16 protein-coding genes are annotated in these 17,045 nt (G+C 65.5%); 7 read left to right on the top strand and 9 right to left on the bottom strand.

Annotation, left to right across the window (positions count from 1 at the left end; translation table 11 throughout):
- The 7 genes from asnB to rfbA are packed head-to-tail and all read left to right on the top strand — an operon-like array spanning nt 1 to nt 7,478.
- A complete protein-coding gene (gene asnB / locus G5A46_RS09590; RefSeq protein ID WP_163849189.1) occupies nt 1-1,965 on the top strand; it encodes an asparagine synthase (glutamine-hydrolyzing) in 1,965 nt (654 codons plus the stop codon).
- Entirely contained in the window at nt 1,905-3,035 is a 1,131-nt protein-coding gene (locus G5A46_RS09585; protein WP_204318722.1) for a glycosyltransferase family 4 protein, read from the top strand. Before asnB ends, G5A46_RS09585 begins: the two co-directional genes overlap by 61 nt.
- Entirely contained in the window at nt 3,032-4,099 is a 1,068-nt protein-coding gene (locus tag G5A46_RS09580) for an EpsG family protein (RefSeq protein ID WP_163849188.1), read from the top strand. The genes G5A46_RS09585 and G5A46_RS09580 overlap by 4 nt, the downstream gene beginning before the upstream one ends.
- Before the next feature lie 37 nt (nt 4,100-4,136).
- Nucleotides 4,137-4,709: a dTDP-4-dehydrorhamnose 3,5-epimerase gene (gene rfbC, locus G5A46_RS09575; RefSeq protein WP_163849187.1), complete on the top strand. Its 573-nt coding sequence runs from the start codon at nt 4,137-4,139 to the stop codon at nt 4,707-4,709.
- Nucleotides 4,706-5,746, top strand: coding sequence for a dTDP-glucose 4,6-dehydratase (gene rfbB / locus G5A46_RS09570; protein ID WP_163849186.1), 1,041 nt, complete (start codon nt 4,706-4,708; stop codon nt 5,744-5,746). Before rfbC ends, rfbB begins: the two co-directional genes overlap by 4 nt.
- Nucleotides 5,743-6,600: a dTDP-4-dehydrorhamnose reductase gene (rfbD, locus tag G5A46_RS09565; RefSeq protein WP_163849185.1), complete on the top strand. Its 858-nt coding sequence runs from the start codon at nt 5,743-5,745 to the stop codon at nt 6,598-6,600. The genes rfbB and rfbD overlap by 4 nt, the downstream gene beginning before the upstream one ends.
- A complete protein-coding gene (gene rfbA / locus G5A46_RS09560; RefSeq protein WP_163849184.1) occupies nt 6,597-7,478 on the top strand; it encodes a glucose-1-phosphate thymidylyltransferase RfbA in 882 nt (293 codons plus the stop codon). Before rfbD ends, rfbA begins: the two co-directional genes overlap by 4 nt.
- A 457-nt stretch (nt 7,479-7,935) precedes the next feature.
- Here rfbA and G5A46_RS09555 read toward each other — a convergent pair whose 3' ends face one another.
- The 9 genes from G5A46_RS09555 to G5A46_RS09515 form a co-directional block, all read right to left on the bottom strand.
- Nucleotides 7,936-9,126 carry a hypothetical protein gene (locus G5A46_RS09555; RefSeq protein ID WP_163849183.1) on the bottom strand — a complete coding sequence of 397 codons (1,191 nt, stop codon included), beginning with the start codon at nt 9,124-9,126 and terminating at the stop codon, nt 7,936-7,938.
- A 117-nt stretch (nt 9,127-9,243) separates the two neighbouring features.
- On the bottom strand, nt 9,244-10,548 hold the full coding sequence (locus G5A46_RS09550; RefSeq protein ID WP_163849182.1) for an HlyD family type I secretion periplasmic adaptor subunit: 1,305 nt from the start codon (nt 10,546-10,548) through the stop codon (nt 9,244-9,246).
- The gene (locus tag G5A46_RS09545; RefSeq protein ID WP_163849181.1) at nt 10,548-12,248 is read right to left on the bottom strand and encodes a type I secretion system permease/ATPase; all 1,701 of its coding nucleotides are present in this window, start codon (nt 12,246-12,248) and stop codon (nt 10,548-10,550) included. The genes G5A46_RS09550 and G5A46_RS09545 overlap by 1 nt, the downstream gene beginning before the upstream one ends.
- 60 nt (nt 12,249-12,308) lie before the next feature.
- On the bottom strand, nt 12,309-12,605 hold the full coding sequence (locus G5A46_RS09540) for a hypothetical protein (RefSeq protein ID WP_163849180.1): 297 nt from the start codon (nt 12,603-12,605) through the stop codon (nt 12,309-12,311).
- An 811-nt stretch (nt 12,606-13,416) separates the two neighbouring features.
- A complete protein-coding gene (locus G5A46_RS09535; protein WP_204318721.1) occupies nt 13,417-14,202 on the bottom strand; it encodes a citryl-CoA lyase in 786 nt (261 codons plus the stop codon).
- 10 nt (nt 14,203-14,212) lie between these two features.
- Nucleotides 14,213-15,127: an SDR family NAD(P)-dependent oxidoreductase gene (locus tag G5A46_RS09530; protein WP_163849179.1), complete on the bottom strand. Its 915-nt coding sequence runs from the start codon at nt 15,125-15,127 to the stop codon at nt 14,213-14,215.
- A 3-nt stretch (nt 15,128-15,130) separates the two neighbouring features.
- Nucleotides 15,131-15,460, bottom strand: coding sequence for a Zn-ribbon domain-containing OB-fold protein (locus G5A46_RS09525; protein ID WP_163849178.1), 330 nt, complete (start codon nt 15,458-15,460; stop codon nt 15,131-15,133).
- Complete coding sequence (locus G5A46_RS09520) at nt 15,457-16,596, bottom strand: thiolase family protein (RefSeq protein WP_163849177.1); 1,140 nt, start codon at nt 16,594-16,596, stop codon at nt 15,457-15,459. The genes G5A46_RS09525 and G5A46_RS09520 overlap by 4 nt, the downstream gene beginning before the upstream one ends.
- On the bottom strand, nt 16,593-17,036 hold the full coding sequence (locus tag G5A46_RS09515) for a MaoC family dehydratase (protein WP_163849176.1): 444 nt from the start codon (nt 17,034-17,036) through the stop codon (nt 16,593-16,595). Before G5A46_RS09515 ends, G5A46_RS09520 begins: the two co-directional genes overlap by 4 nt.
- Nucleotides 17,037-17,045 lie beyond the last annotated feature (9 nt).

Raw genomic sequence — 17,045 nt, 5'->3', positions numbered from 1 at the left:
ATGTGCGGTCTGACCGGAGTCCTTGATTGGCAGGGCACACCGGAACGCGGTGTGCTGACGCGCATGGCGGGGGCTCTCTCCCACCGAGGCCCAGATGCGGAGGGAAGCTGGTCGGAGGGCAACATCGCTCTCGGTCACCGTCGGTTGTCGATCCTCGATCTCAGCCCCGCCGGAGCGCAGCCGATGCACTCCGGTTCCGGGCGCTTCGTGGTCGCCTTCAATGGTGAAATTTACAATCACCTCGACTTGCGAAATGAGCTCGAGCAAGCCGGGGCCGCGCCGACCTGGCGTGGTCACTCAGACACCGAGACCCTGCTCGCCGGGGTAGATCATTGGGGCCTCGAGGAGACCCTGCGGCGATCGGCGGGCATGTTCGCCCTGGCGCTCTGGGATCGACGTCTGCGCAGGCTATGCTTGGCAAGGGACCGGATGGGTGAGAAGCCGCTCTACTGGGGCTGGGCCGGCACGTCACTCGTGTTCGGATCGGAGTTGAAGGCTTTGCGACCCCATCCTGGCTTCCCGGTCGGGGTCTGCCGTGAGGCCCTGGATCAGTATCTCAGGTTTGGCTACGTCCCCGCTCCGCGCAGCATCCACCCAGGCTTCTACAAGCTTGAACCCGGAACGATCCTGACGATCGGAGACACGCCTCCGGCCTCCCCTCCGAGGCAGCCGTTGCGGCCCGGTTCTTCCCATGGGTCGATTGCCATCGCGCGCTACTGGTCTCTTGAGGAGCTTGTCGCTCGTGGAGCCCAGAACCGCCATGCGACGGAAGGAGAGGCCCTTCAGGACCTCGAGCAGACCCTGAGCCGAGCTGTGGGTCGGCAGTTGATTTCGGACGTGCCCCTCGGAGCGTTCCTTTCCGGCGGCGTGGACAGTTCCCTGATCGTAGCATTGATGCAGTCGCAGTCCGCAAATCCGGTCCGGACCTTCACAGTCGGTTTCGAAGATGCCGCCTATTCCGAGGCTCGCTTTGCCGCCGAGGTCGCAGCGCATATCGGAACGAACCATACCGAACTGACCGTCACCGACAGGGAAGCGCGGGAAGTCATTCCGGACCTCCCAACGATGTATGACGAGCCGTTCGCGGACTCCTCTCAGATCCCCACCTACCTGGTCTGCAAGGCGGCACGAAACGACGTGACCGTGGCGCTGTCCGGTGATGCCGGAGACGAGCTGTTCGGTGGATATACCCGCTATCTCTGGGGGCCGCGGGTCTGGAATGCTCTGCGGCGCGTTCCGCATCCTCTGCGCAAGGCTATCGGGCACCTCATGGCCAGCCTGCCGCCGCATGGCTGGGACAGCCTGGGGCGGATGACGGGTGGGCGTTTCTCTCACCCCGGTGACAAGGCGCATCGGCTTGCGGCGATCCTGCGCGATGTGCGCACCATGGGCGACCTTTACCGAGGCCTCGTCACCATCTGGCCGGATGAGGAAATTGTGCGAGACCTGATCTCCCGCGCAACTTCAACCCTGGATGACCCATTGCCCCCTGATCTCGAACCCAATCCTGCCAGCAGCATGATGCTCCAGGACATGCGGAGTTACCTGCCTGGCGACATTCTGACGAAAGTGGACCGCGCCGCCATGGCCGTCAGCCTCGAGACTCGGGTGCCTTTCCTTGATCCAGAAGTCCTCGAAGCCTCTGCCCGCCTGCCCCTGCACATGAAACTCCGCCAAGGCGAGGGCAAATGGGCGCTGCGACAGATCCTCTACGAACATGTCCCTCGCGAATTGATCGAGCGGCCCAAGGTCGGATTCGGCATACCTGTCGGCGACTGGCTTCGTGGCCCTCTGCGTTCGTGGGCCGAAGACCTCTTGTCCGAAGAGGCGCTACGCCGCGACGGACTGCTCGACCCGGCTCCGGTGCGACAAGCCTGGGCGGAACATCTCTCGGGGCGAAGGGAATGGACGCAAAGACTCTGGACGATACTGATGCTTATGTCATGGCGGGCATCAGTCTCGTGAACGTCCCGATGCTCACTCGATACGACCGGTCAGGCGCTTCCAGCCGGCTCAGGATGCTGCAGTATGCGGAAGCCTTGAGCGCTGAGGGCGTGACGGCGACTGTCTGCCCCTTCTTTGACGCAAGTTATCTCGAGCGCCTCTATTCGGGCCAATCCGTCCTGACGCCGACGGCGAGAGCCTATCTGCGGCGGCTTCGGCAGCTGCGAGCGGCATCACAAGCCGATGCCGCCTGGTTGGAAAAAGAAGCCCTTCCCTGGCTGCCCTGGCCACTGGAGCGGACCTTTCTGTCTCGGAACATCCCGATGATCGTCGACTTCGACGATGCCGTGTTCCATCGCTATGACATGCACCGCTCTGCCTTGGTAAGGCATATCCTCGGGCGCAAACTGGACCGGCTCATGGCGTCGGCCGCCCTGGTCACGGCCGGTAATCGATATCTCGCGGATCGTGCTCGGAAGGCCGGGGCCCGGCGCGTCGAGATCGTGCCGACTGTCGTCGATGCCTCGGTCTATCGGCCATCGCCGGAGCCTCGTGCCTGGAGCCCGGCCGTGATGGGGTGGATTGGCACGCCCGGCACCTGGTCCGACTACATGGTGCCGATGTTGCCACTCTTCACCGAGACTGCGGCGGCCACTGGTGCCCGGATCAGTGCGGTGGGTGCAGGACGCGACGCGCCCCATCCCCTGGTCGACATCTTGCCCTGGGCGGAGGACACCGAGGTGGAGATGATCCAACAGATGGATATCGGCGTCATGCCCCTGACCGACACGCCCTGGGCGCGCGGCAAATGCGGCTACAAGCTGATCCAGTACATGGCCTGCGGTCTTCCGGTCATCGCCTCCCCGGTTGGTGTGAATGCCGAAATTGTCGAGCACGGTGTAAACGGCTTCCTGGCCAGCAACGAGACTGAGTGGCGCGCCGCGCTTGCCACACTCATTCAGGACCCTGAGTTGCGGCGTCGGATGGGGGAAGCAGGGCGCAGGAAAGTCGAAGAGCATTACTCCCTTCAGGTCTGGGGCCCGAAGGTAGCGCGAATGATACGGTCGATTGCGGAACGGGGAAAGTCTTGACCTACCTTCTTGCGACCTATGGCCTCTTCCTCCTCCCCTTTCAACTGGGCCGACGCGCCTTGGTGAAGCGCCAGGTCTATGGCGTAACCCTGCTGCTCATCTTCGTTTTCTCGGCCTTTCGTTTCGAAGTCGGCTGCGATTGGAGCGGATACTACTTCCAGTATCTCAAAGCCGATAGGCCATCATTGCAGCTCGCTCTGGAAGGGGGGGAGCCATTGTGGTGGAGCATCCTCTACCTCATGAACACCCAGAACATCCCCTACCCTGTCGCGAACGTAATTTCTTCAGCAATTTTCTTCGTCGGTGTCCATCTGCTGGCCCGCCGACAACCCAACCCGCTGGCCTTCCTCGTCCTGCTCTTCCCAATACTGATCATCAACATGCCGATGTCGGCGATCAGGCAAGGTGCCGGGGTCGGCCTGCTATGTGTCGCTCTTGCGGCCTTCATCGACCGCAAGCCGGTATGGTGCGCCGTCTGGATCGTGCTTGCGAGCGGCTTCCATTCCAGCGCCGCCGTGTTTCTGATCCTGCTGCCCCTCGCGACCGGCAATTACGCCAGATCCCGCATCATGCTTGCCGCGGTTCTTGCCATCCCCGGCGTCTTGCTTCTGTCGGGCGGGGATGCCGCCGAGATTGCCGTCGATCGCTACGTTGGCACCGGGGTGGATGCCGCGGGTGCCGCTTTCCGGGTCGGCGTCTTGGTTCTCAGCGGACTGTTCTTCTTCCTCTTCCTGCGCCGGCCTTGGCGCCGTCAGTTTCCGAGCGACTTCGCTCTCGCACACCTGTTCTCGATGGCGATGGTCCTGCTGATCGCCCTCGTCCCGGTTTCTTCCGTCATCGGCGACCGGCTGGGATATTTCCTGATCCCGGTTCAGGCGATGATTTTTGCTCGCGTTCCTTTCCTGGACATCCCGAACCGCAAGCTCATGACCCTCCTGCCCTATATCGGCCTCGCCCTCATGTTCACCGTCTGGACCTCCGTGTCTTACCACTTCCAGCAGTGTTACCTCCCCTACAATTCATGGCTCTTCGGGTTTCCGAATTCACTCTGGTCCGGGCTTTGAGGGCCGCCCCGAGGCAAGAACTCTTCGAAAGGTCACCATGAATATCTCGGATAGCCCCCTCCCAGGCCTCCGCCTCATCGAACCTCGCCGCTTCGGCGACCATCGGGGCTTCTTCGCAGAAATCTGGAACCGGAAGGCCTACGAAGACCAGGGCATCGCCATCGACTGGGTGCAGGACAATCACTCCCTTTCCGCCACGCCGAGCACCCTTCGCGGCTTGCACTTTCAGGCCCCGCCCCATGCGCAGGCCAAGCTGGTGCGCTGCGGGCGCGGCCGGCTCTTCGACGTGGTTGTTGATCTGCGCCGGGGATCGCCGACCTATGGTCAATGGGGAGGCTTTGAGCTCAGCGCCGAGAACGGCCATCAGCTCCTGATCCCAGCCGGCTTCGCCCATGGGTTCGTCACCCGGGAGCCTAACACCGAGATCGTCTACAAATGCTCCGATTATTACGCCCCCGAGACCGAGGGCGCGGTGGCCTGGGAGGACCCGGAGATCGGCATCGACTGGGGCTTGGATGGCACTGATCCGATCCTGTCGGACAAAGATCGCGCGGCACCCCGGCTGAGCGGTGTCGACACGCCCTTCACCTACGAGGAGACCGCACCATGAAGATCCTGATCACCGGTGGCGCGGGGTTCATCGGCTCGGCCGTGGTGCGGCAGGCGGTTGAGGCCGGCCACGAGGTGGTGAACCTCGACGCGCTGACCTATGCCGCGAACCTCGAGAGCCTCTCCTCGGTTGCGGAGAGCCCCTTATACGCCTTCGAGCAGGCCGACATCCGCGACCGCCCGGCTTTCGACCGGATCTTCGCCGCTCACCGCCCCGATGCCGTGATGCACCTCGCGGCAGAGAGCCACGTGGACCGCTCCATCGATGGCCCCGCGCTCTTCATCGAGACCAATGTGACCGGCACCTTCAACCTGCTGGAGGCCGCACGCACCCATTGGCAGGCGACCGGCAAGCCCGACGGATTCCGCTTTCACCACATCTCGACGGACGAGGTCTATGGCAGCCTCGGCCCCACTGGCAAGTTCACCGAAAACACGCCCTACGATCCGCGCTCCCCTTACTCCGCCTCCAAGGCTGCCTCCGACCATCTTGTGCGCGCCTGGGGCGAGACCTACGGCCTGCCGGTCCTGGTCACCAATTGCTCCAACAATTATGGCCCTTTCCACTTTCCCGAAAAGCTGATCCCGGTAGTGATCCTGCGCGCCCTCGCTGGGGAGCCGATCCCGGTCTACGGCGACGGCAGCAACGTGCGCGACTGGCTCTTCGTCGAGGACCATGCGGATGCCCTGCTCACCGTGCTGCAACGGGGCGAGGTCGGCCGCACCTACAACATCGGCGGCGAGAACGAGGCGGCGAACATCGACCTCGTGCGCATGATCTGCGCCGAGCTGGACACGCTGCGCCCCGAGGGCGCGCCCCATGACCGCCTGATCACCTTCGTCACCGACCGGCCCGGCCACGACCAGCGCTATGCCATCGACCCGACGCGCATCCGCAAGGAGCTGGGCTGGCGGCCCTCGGTCACGGTCGAGGAGGGCATCGCCCGGACAGTCCGCTGGTATCTCGACAACGAGGCCTGGTGGCGCCCCCTGCTGGACCGCGAGGGGGTCGGCCGCAGGCTGGGGACGAAGGCATGAGCGATCTGCTGGTCTTCGGCGCCACCGGGCAGGTTGCCCGCGAGCTGTCCCGCCTCGCCCCCTGCGCGCAGTTCCTTGACCGGAGCACCGCCGATCTGACCGATGCCGAGGCCTGCCGCGCTGCGGTTCTGGAAAGCGGTGCCCGCCGCATAATCAACGCCGCCGCCTACACCGCCGTCGACACGGCCGAGAGCGAGCCGGAGCTGGCCCATGCCATCAACGCCACCGCCCCCGGCATCATCGCCGAGGCGGCGCGCGAGATCGGCGCGAGCTTCGTTCATATCTCCACCGATTATGTCTTCGATGGCAGCGGGGAGAGGCCGTGGCGGCCCGGCGATACGCCGCAACCGCTCGGTGTCTACGGATCGACCAAGCTGGCCGGCGAAAAGGCCGTGACAGCGGCCGGGGGACGCCACGCAATCCTTCGCACCTCCTGGGTCTTCTCCGCCCACGGGCAGAACTTCGTGAAGACCATGCTGCGGCTGTCGGAGACGCGCGATGCACTGAACGTGGTCGACGACCAGATCGGCGGCCCGACCCCCGCCGCTTCCATCGCCCGCGCCGTGCTGACGATCTCGGAGCAGCTGCGCGACGGCACGGCTCCCTCGGGCATCCACCATTTCTCCGGCACGCCGGAGGTTAGCTGGGCCGGCTTCGCCCGCGCCATCTTCGAGGCGGCCGGCCGCGAGGTCGCCGTCACCCCGATCCCCAGCCGCGACTACCCCACGCCGGCGCCCCGGCCGCTGAACTCCCGGCTGGAGTGCGCGACGACGGAGAAGACCTTCGGCATCCCCCGGCCAGGCTGGCGGGAGGATCTGAACCACATATTGCACGAATTGGGAGCAAGAGATTGAAACGCAAGGGCATTATCCTCGCCGGGGGCTCCGGCACGCGGCTCTTCCCCATCACCATGGGAGTATCGAAGCAGCTACTGCCGATCTACGACAAGCCGATGATCTACTACCCGCTTTCGGTTCTGATGCTGACCGGCATTCGCGAGATCGCCATCATTACCACCCCTCAGGATCAGGAACAGTTCAAGCGCCTGATGGGCGACGGCAGCCAGTGGGGCCTCTCCTTCACCTATATCGAGCAGCCCTCGCCAGACGGGCTCGCGCAGGCCTATTTGCTCGCCGACGAATTTCTGGCCGGGGCTCCGTCGGCGCTGGTGCTGGGCGACAACATCTTCTTTGGCCACGGCCTGCCCGAGAAGCTGGCGACCGCCGATGCGCGCGAAACCGGTGGGACGATCTTCGGCTACCGGGTGACCGACCCCGAGCGATACGGCGTCGTCGACTTCGCGGCAGACGGAACGGCGCAGAAGATCGTCGAGAAGCCCAACAACCCGCCCTCTCGCCACGCCGTCACTGGTCTCTACTTCCTCGATGGCAGTGCTCCGGAGCGCGCGGCCCGGGTGCAACCCTCGGCCCGCGGAGAGTTGGAGATCACTGACCTCCTTCAACAATACCTCGACGAGGGGCTGCTGGCTGTCGAGGCGCTCGGCCGTGGCCACGCCTGGCTCGACACCGGCACGCATGGCAGCCTTCTCGACGCAGGGAACTTCGTGCGAACCCTGACCGAGCGGCAGGGCCAGCAGGTTGGCTCCCCAGACGAGATCGCGCATAAGATGGGGTTCATCGACGGAGCTGCCCTGTCAGACCGCGCGAAGCTGTTCGGGAAGAATGCCTACGGGCATTATCTGGGCGAAGTCTCCTCGGGCGAAGACCAGTAGGAAGGCCTTGCAATGCGGGCAAGCTGCGGCCAGGATCACGCCCTGACAGGCAGTTGCCCCTCTCTCCCGGCCGAGCCGTGTGGCGGGAAAAGAGGTTTACAGGCTTTCGGCTAACCCACTGATTTCTCACGACCGCCTTGCTGGCCGGTTTACATAAAAACCCAATAAAATCAACGGCGCAACCGGATTGCAAATCCGTGTACACCGGTTCGATTCCGGTACTCGCCTCCAATATTTTCGGCTGTTTCGCATTTTCCATCTTCGACAGAAGGGGCCAAACTCGCACGGTGTGCCAGCAGGTTTTCAACCTTGCCTATTCAGACCAAACGACACAGGCGACGAGGCCGCGAGGGTCTCTTCGCGCAGCCTGAAGTCGTCGGACATCCATGGCAGTTCGGCCCGGAGTGCCTCGGGGCGGGATCGACTGGATCTCGGTCCGCCAGGCCTGCCTTGACGATCACACCATCCCGAAGGGGCTAGTGACGTGCAGCGCGGATGGCTCATATGGTGTGTCCACGGCATCGACGATGGATTGTCCGATAAACGAGATCCCCGCGAGGTCCGGGGTGACAAGCTCGACGGTGTCTTCTGCCGAAAGGGCGAAAGGTTGGGCGGCTATGTCTTCTGCGGCCAGTGCGGCAGGCGTAACGTTTTCGGTGTCCGACCGCCCGTCCTCGTAGAAGGTTTCGGTCAGAAAATCGCTGCCGGCCGCGTCGCGATCAGCGCCGAGAACCGTCTCGGGAATATTGGCGATCTGGGACAAGACCCCGGTTATCGGCTGTTCCGTCAAATCCCGAGGATTCAAGAGGTTCGCGGCAATCTCGGGATCGGCGATCTGCACAACCGTATTCTGCCCGGCTCCGAATGTTTCGCCGATCGGCAACGGAAGCGCCGGCAGGGCAGGCAGCTCCGTGCCGGTGGCTTGTTGAACCGAGGCTCCAGCCACCGGCAGAACAGTCGCGACCGTGTCGACCGGCAGCCTCAAGGGGACCGGGACGTCAACCAGCAATGCGCCGAGGTCGCTCATCGGGTCGGCGCTGTCAGGGACAGGGCCGACAAGTTGGATGTCGGCGCCCGGCAAGGTCGGCAGGGTCACAGCGGCGAGGTCTGAAACCTGGCTCACCTGTTGTTCGATCCGGGCTGCCAGAACCTGGGGCAGATCTTCCTTCAATTGCGGTGACGTCAGTGCCGGGGCGGTCGTCGTTTCCGTGGCCTCTGCGACAGACCCTCCCGCAGACGAGGCCGCGGTATCTTCTACTCCCTCCTCCGAAGAGGCGCCCTGACCGCCACCAGAAGAGCCATCCTGGGCCAGCGACGCCGCAGGCACCGCCCCTTCCGGCGCCCAGGGCGCAGGGGCAGAGGCCCCATGCCCTGGCGCGTAGGAATGGTGCGGATCCGTGTCGCCGGAGGAGCCAGCGCGGGAGGCATTCTGCGCCATCAGGACCGGTTCGTCAGGTGCCCGCGGCTTGGCCGCGGCGCCGTCCCGGGCGGCGGTCTCACTTTTCTGAATTCGCGCATCTTCCTGAATTCGCGCATCGCGCCCGGCGGCCATGCCGCTGTCCGCATCGATGCGCGGAGCGGTGCCGGAAGGGGCGATGGGCTGGACCTCGGACGCGCCGGCCCTGTCGGTGGTCAGGGCGCCCAGCACCAGCCCTGCCGCCGCCGTACCGCTGGCAACGGCTTCGGCGCCGGACATGGCGGTGCGGTCCGGGAGGGTGTCGCTGCGGGCGCGTCTTGGGGCGCGGGCCATGGGTAAGTCCTTTCTTCAGTCTTCGCTGAACGCGGTTCCGATCTGATCCATCAGCGGGGATGTCAGGTAGGCGATCAGGGTTCGGGCGCGGGTTTCCATGATGACCTGGACCGGCATCCCCGATTGCAACTCGATACCAAGCGCCGACACCTGATCCTGCTGCAGCCGCAGGGTAAGGCCGTAGTAGCCACGCCCTGTCCGGTCGTCGGTAAAACTGTCGGCCGATATCGTCTCGACCACCGCCGAGAGTTCGGGGCGTTCACTGCGCGGGTAGGCCAGCAGCTCTATGCGTGCGGGCTGGCCCTCGTGGATATCGTGCAGATCGGTCAGGGCAAGCTGCGCCTCGACGACAAAGGGCGCGTCCGACGGCACGATCTGCATCAGCGTGGCGCCCGGCTGGACGACCCCGCCCACGGTATGCACGGAAAGACCAACGACCCGGCCAGAGGCAGGCGCCCGGACCCGCATCCTGGACAATTCTTCCTCTGCCGCGTCTACGCGGGGGGCGGTATCTGCCAATTCGGCTTGCGTGGCTTCGATCTCCGTGGCGATTCCGGCCCTGCGGTCACGGACCAGCCGGGCAATCTCGGCCTCAGCTTCCGCAATCGACTGGCGCCCCTCGGCGATTTCGGATTGCTTGGAGGACACGCTCGCCTGCAGCCTTGCCAGCTGCCGCTCCAGGTCAAGAACCTCAGGGCGCCGCGCAAGCCCCTTTTCCAGAAGACTGCGCAAATCCTGCAACTCCTCGGTCGTGAGGTCCGTTTGACGGATCAGGCCCGCGACCTCGGCTTCCGCACCGGCGATGCGTTGCGCAAGCTGGTCGATCCGGCGGTCGATCACGACGATGGCCGAGTCCCGCTGATCCAGCCGGGACCGAAGCAGGGCGGTCTGCGAGGCACGGGCTTCTTCGGCGGCCGCGCGGGCATCGGGCGTGGCTGCCGGATAGTCAGGAGCCGTCAGCCCGTCACGCTCGGCGATCAGCCGGGCCAATCGTGCCCGCAACGCCTCGCGCCGGGTCAGCAGCACGTCCCGTTGCGCGCGCGCCTCGGTTTCGCCAAGCGTCATCAACACGTCACCGCGCGCGACCGTATCGCCTTCCGCGACGCGCAGGTCGGACACGACGCCGCCTCCGGGATGCTGAACGATCTGCGATCTGCCCTCGACCGCGAGACTGCCGCGCGCGAGGGAGGCGTCGGAAAGGGGGACGAAGACGCTCCAGCCTGCCAATCCTGCGACGAACACCGCCAGGGCGGCGACCCCGCGACGGATCGGGCGGCCCGGCTCGAACCAGGCCCGGCGGGTTTCCGTGCTGTTCCTCATCACGCGGCCCCCTGCATCTCGGGCACGACATTGGTGCGTATATGTTCGAGAACGGCATCCGGCTTGCCCTGCGCCTCAAGCTTGCCCGCGCGCACGAAGAAAAGCCGGTCCGCGACCTCGAGCACATTCATGCGGTGCGTGATCAGCAGGATCGTGGTTCCCTGCGCCTTGAGCCTGGCCAGCGCTTCGGCCAGCCCGGCCTCTCCACGATCGTCCAGGTTGGCGTTCGGCTCGTCCAGCACCAGCAGGCGCGGCTGTCCCAGCAGGGCGCGCGCCAGGCCAAGCCTCTGCCGCTGCCCGCCCGACAGACCGACGCCATCAGGGCCAAGCGGCGTGTCGTAGTGCTTTGGCAGATCCATGATCATGTCGTGGATGCCGGCCGCCTTCGCCGCGGCGATGACCTCCTCGACAGAAGCGTCGCCGAACCGGGAGATGTTGTCGCGTACCGTGCCCCCGAACAGGCCCACGTCTTGTGGCAGGTATCCGATCTGCCGCCCCAGCTCGGTTCGGTCCCACTTGTCGAAATCCATGCCACCATAGCGCAATTTGCCGTCCAGGGGGGCAATGGCGCCGATCAGCAGACGCGCGAGGGTACTCTTGCCGGAGCCGGAGGGACCGACGATGCCGATCGCCTCGCCCGGCGCGATGTCGAAACTCACCTCCTTCAGGATCGGCTTGTCCTGACCCGTCAGCCTGAACGACACGTCCGAGGCCGACAGCGTATTGGACGCGGCGGGCACGACGGTGCGGTCGCGGTCCGGCGGCACTTCCGCCAGGAGGGCCTTGACCTCGCGGTAGCCGCTGCGCGCCTCGTTGAACTGCTTCCATGTCCCGACCCCCTGCTCCACGGGGACAAGCGCACGCCCAAGGATGATCGAGGAAGCGAAGATCGTGGCGGGCAGAATCTGCCCCTGGATCACCAGCCAGGCACCGGTGCCCAGCATCAGCGCCTGCAACAACAGGCGCGCGAACCGGATGCCAGACGAAACCACCGCATTCCGATCCGATGCGACCGCTTGCGTGATCATCATCCGGTCCCGGTCGCCGCGCCAGTGCTCCTCGATGGCAGGGCGCATCCCCATTGCGACAACAACATCCGAGTGTCTGAGGATATTCTCGGAAAAACCCATGGCACGATTTGACGCCTGTTCGCTCGCAGAGAGCGAGGGCCGGGTAAGCTTTTCGTTCAGCATTGCCAACCCGAAGAGCGCAGCCGCGCCACAGGTGGCGATGGTACCCAGAAGCGGGTCGATCAGGAACAGGATGATCAGATAGACCGGGATCCACGGCAGGTCGAAGGCGAAATGCACACCCGGCCCGGTGATGAAGGTGCGAAACTGGTCCAGACGCTGCAACTGCCGCGCGCCCCTGGAAAAGCCCTGCGCCGCCGATTTCCGAATGAGCGCCCCGAAGACACGGGTCGACAGCGCGGCGTCCAGCCGCATCCCGCAACGCACAAGCACCTGCGCCCGCATCGCGTCGAGAAACCCCATGGTCATCAGCGCAACCAGCAGGATCAGCGTCAGCAGGATCAGTGTCGTGACATTCTCGCTCACCAGCACGCGATTGTAGATCTGCATGAGATAGAGCGGTGAACTTAGGTAAAGAAGGTTGATCGCACCGCTGAACAGACCGGCAAAGGCAAAGCCCGAGGTCTCGCGCCTGAGCGCCTGGCCGATTTCATGCTGATCAAGGGACATATGCACCCGCTGTGTCAAAAGCGACGGGACCCCGCAGGGCCCCGTCCTTTACCTGGCGATTTAGAAAAGGCCGCCGAGCAGACCATCGCTGTCGTTGTCCGACACGCTGGTCTGTTCGCTCGAGGAGCTCGTCCCGATCATGACCGGGGCGCCCAGACCAAGACCGATGTCACCCAAGCCGGTGAAAGACGTCGATTCCGCATCCCCACCGTCTGTTTCGGACGAGGAGAACGACGCCACGTCGGAAGCGCCGAATTGCAGAACCGGGGATGCTGCGACTTCGGTTGCCGAGCTGTCGGAGCTGCTTTCGGCCGTGGTCGAGGAGGAATCGCCAAGGAGTTCGCTAAGGATGGACATGATGTGTCCTTTCTTTTCGCGTTTTCGATTTGCTCAGGTGGGCAACCCTTCCGGCCACCCCCTTCGCGCCGCCGACCTTCGTGATCGACGTTGCAGGAAGAATTGCCGCCAAAAGCCCTTTGTTCCAGTTATTTACGATAACATATTCTTTTCCGGAAGGGCAGGAAGCCGCTGAAACCAATTGGCGAAATTTTCGTATGGACGGAGTTTTCGTAGCGAAAACCGCGATATCGACCCGTCAACGGATTTCGTTGGGTTTCCGGGACCGGAATTCTCGGAGCCGCCCGGCAAGGGACCGCTTGCCGATCGCTTCGGAACTGGCGGATTTCGGCACAGGTCCTGCAAGCTCTGTTGACCGGCCAGTACCCAAATACCCGGCCGCCCCCTTGCCACGAAGCCTCTGCTCGCCGTCCTTGCCAGGACATGAACCTATCGGCACGCACCGGCGCGCGCGATGCGCCGCCAATCAGGGGGCGGCCTCCCGATCCCTCCCGACCGTTCATGCTCCCGAACTGCGGGCGCCCATCCGGGTTGCGGCGAAGGCTGGATCGCCAGCCGCGACGTTCGCGAAGTCCCCGATGCGCGTCCAGTCAGGCGCCCGAACATTCGCCGCGCCATGCCAAACAGATATGCGCCTGGCTCTCAGCCCCCGGGGAAGCAGGTTCGCCACGAATGGCCTTGCAAACCCTGACCAGGAACCCGGATCGCGGTTTCGGCCTTTGGGGTATTGCCGTATCCGCCGTTCTCGCAGGCGCAGCGGCACCACGGGGGCAGAGAGGAGCCCCACCCTGCCCTCCGCCGCCCGCGCCGGTCAGTTTTGAGAATTGGCCAGCACTTCTTCCTCGGTCCGTTGCCAGATCTCGTAGGCCATGGGGTCGCGTGTCTCCTCCAGGATGTGACCGACCAGGCCAATGGCGCGGGTCATGACGCCAAAGCCGCGGATGATCTCCTCCGGGAAGGCGAATTCGCAGCAGATCGCACCGATGGCGCCGGTTGCGTTGATCGGCAGGGACTTACCCGATGCGGCCTCGGCCTCCTTCTGGATCAGCTGGATCAGACGCACGTAATCGCCCGACTTTCCATTCTGCGCCGCGATCTCGAACAGGCGGGGGGTGCGGGGATCTTCGGGTTTGTGCACCGGGTGCCCCAATCCCGAAACGATGCGCCCGGCCGCGCGGTGCTCGGCCACGACCCGCGCCGCGATCGCCGCCAGGTCGGCCCCCCGCCCCGTCTGATCCGGCGGAAGCGCGGCGTAAAGCATTCGCGCCGCACCCTCCATCGAGCCGACGAAGACGGTTCCCAGCCCGCACAGCCCCGCTGCCACCGCCGCCTGAAGCGATTCCGGCGCGCCCATGTAGGTCAGCCGCGCCACCAGGGCAGAGGGCGTGATGCCATGTTCCACCAGCGTCACGGCAATGGCGTTGAACACCACCGATTCCCGCGCATCGGGGCGGCGCCCCGTCACCTGCATGAAGGCCATGTCGCCCAGGTTGACATGGCCCAGGATCTCGGACGGCAGGTCCAGCCCATGCACGTTGATCTCGTCCGGTTTGCTCCACCCGATGGCAGAGGTCAGGTTGGTCTTGCGTTCGGGCATGATGCGCTCCTCAGATCGGATCCCAGCTGAACACGTCGCCGGACACCTCCAGCGGGACAAATCCGGCGCGCAGGGCAGGCATGGCGTGTTCGGCCACGGTTTCAGGGGTCCAGCCTTCGCCACGATGCACAGACCGGACCGGGCGCGGCTGGCTCATCACGAAGATTTCGTTGTTGCGGGAGGCAAAGACCTGCCCGGTCACGTCCCGCGCCTGGTCCGAGGCCAGGTAGACGGCCAGCGGCGCGATCTTGGCCGGTTTCATCTCTTGCAGTTTTTTCACGCGCGCCTCCTGTTCGGGGCTGTCGACCTTGATCGACGATGTCATCCGGCTCCACGCGAAGGGGGCGATGCAGTTGGAGGTCACGTTCCAGCGTTTCAGGTCCAGCGCGATGGACTTGGACAGCGCAGCGATCCCCAGCTTGGCGGCGGAATAATTGGCCTGCGCCAGGTTGCCGATCAGCCCGGAGGTCGAAGTCATGTGGATCAGCGACCCGCCATTCTGTTCGCGGAACTGGTCCGCCGCCGCGCGCGAGGTGTTGAAGCTCCCATAAAGATGCACCTTCACCACGGCGTCGAAATCCTCGAAACTCATCTTGTGGAAGAAGCCGTCGCGCAGGATGCCGGCGTTGTTCACCACCGCGTCCAGCCGGCCGAAGGCCTCCACCGCGTCGCGGACCATCTGGCGCGCGGCTTCCGGGTCGCTGACCGATCCGCCGTTGGCGATGGCGCGCCCGCCTTCGGACTCGATCTCGGCGACCACCTTGTCGGCGGCACCGGCGTTTTCCCGGTCGCCCTTCAGGCTGGCGCCCAGGTCGTTGACCACGACGCTGGCCCCCGCCCGCGCCGCCGCCAGCGCGATGTCGCGCCCGATGCCGCCGCCCGCGCCGGTGACCAGCATCACCTTGTCCTGCAATAGCCCTGCCATGTCTCAATCCCTCCTGATCGTGTCGAATGCGGGGACGGACGCCCCGGCGAAATCTCTCATCTCTCCGTGGACCCGTGCGCCGATGGTGGCGACGGGGTCAACATGGCCCATGACGCGCACGCCTTCGGCCAGGTCGATCAGCCCGATCCGCCAGGGCGGGGCCACGGGAAAGTCGCGGGCGGGCGCCCGGTGCTGCGTGGTGACCGCATAGACATGGCCGGTGCCCGCGGCCTGCCGGGTCTGTGCCGCCCCCCCGCACCGCGGGCAGGCCGGGCGCGGCAAATACCAGCGCGCGTCACAGGCGGGGCAAAACTGATAGCGGATCGCGTTCATGCCGCCCGCTCCATCACCAGGGTGACATGCGCGGACAGGACACCGCCGTCGCCGTGCATCAGCGCATGAACCGGAGGCCGCGGGATCTGGCGGGCACCCGCGCGGCCGGTCATCTGGGCGTGGACCTCCGCCAGGTGCGCCATGGCCCCGGCGACGCCGCAATGACCGTGCGACAGCAGCCCGCCATGGGTGTTCAGCGGCAATGCGCCAGCCGCGTCGAAGCGCCCCGCCGCCGCGTCGCGGCCCGCCTGTCCCGGGGCGCTGATCTCCAGCGCCTCCAGCAGCAGCGCCAGAGTAATGGTGAAACTGTCGTAGATGGCCAGATATCCCAGATCCACCGTCCCGATCCCGGCCTGCGCCAGCGCAAGGGTGGAACTGCGTCGCGCCCCCAGCGCCAGGTCGTCGGGAGCCTCGCTCAGGTGTTGATGGGTGTGGGCCTGTGCCGCGCCGGTGATCCGCAGCCCCGCCCCCGCGCCCGGCGCGGCAGAGACGACAACCGCCGCGCCGCCGTCGGAGATCGGGCAGCAATCCAGCAGCTTCAGCGGCTCTGCAACGGGGCGGGAAGCCAGCACATCCGCCACGGAGATCGGGGCGGTCAGATGCGCGCCGGGGGTCTGCGCGGCGTGGCGGCGCATCTGCACGGCCAGCGCGGCCAGGTCACGCGCACTGGCGTCTGTTTCGTGCAGGTAGCGCGCGGCGGCCAGCGCGTAATAGGCGGGGACCGTGGCACCGGTGGGGACCTCCGCCGTCGGATGCCCGACCTGCGCCAGGGTCTGGACCGAGGTATCGCGGCTTTGCCCCGTCAACCGGTTCTCCCCCGCCACCACCAGCACGTTGCGACAGGTGCCAGAGGTCACCAGCACATGCGCCAAGTGCACCATGCCCGCCCCGGTGGCGCCGCCCATCTGGATGCCGTGGGCATAATCCGGGGCCAGGCCGAAATGTTCCGCGAACAGCGTGGCCAGCATCAGGTGCGGCAATGTGGTGGCATAGCCGCAGATCAGCCCGTCGACCTCCGTCCGGGCCAGCCCGGCGTCAGCCAGTGCCAGGCTGGCCGCGTCCGACATCAACGACAAGGGGTCCGCGCCGTCCAGGCGGCCAAAGGGCGTCGACCGGGCGGCGCGCAGCCAGCTCATCCCCGCCTCGGGGCCAGAAGGGCCGTGCCGGACAGAACCCGCGTCCCGCCATCGGCCAGCACGGTGACGTCATAGGGCATCCCTCCGGTTTCGGCCGCCTCGGCCTGCGCCTCTTCCATTTCCGCCGCGCCGGTCTCTGCCCCCTCCGGCCCGACCCCGTTCCGCCGCTGTGCGGTGGCGGTCAGGCGCTGGCCCACATAGGTGGGCGCGGTGAACCGGATCTCCAGTTCTGCCAGCCGCAGCCCGGCACGGGCCACCGCCTCCACCAGCAGGTTCAGCGCCATGGTGCCATGGGCGATCGGCCTGCCAAAGGGGGTGCCGGCGGCAAATTCCGGGTCCAGGTGAATCGGGTTCCAATCCTGCGTCAGCGCGGCATAGGCCTGCGCAGTCGCGGCATCACTGGCAAGGTCCAGCGGCGGGATTTCCTTGGGAAAGGTCATGCGCGTCTT

It is taken from the genome of Pseudooceanicola aestuarii, from assembly GCF_010614805.1.
In the GTDB taxonomy this organism is placed as follows: domain Bacteria; phylum Pseudomonadota; class Alphaproteobacteria; order Rhodobacterales; family Rhodobacteraceae; genus Pseudooceanicola; species Pseudooceanicola aestuarii.
The sequence above is the reverse complement of the archived record's forward strand: the minus strand, read 5'-3'. Positions and strand labels throughout refer to the sequence as shown.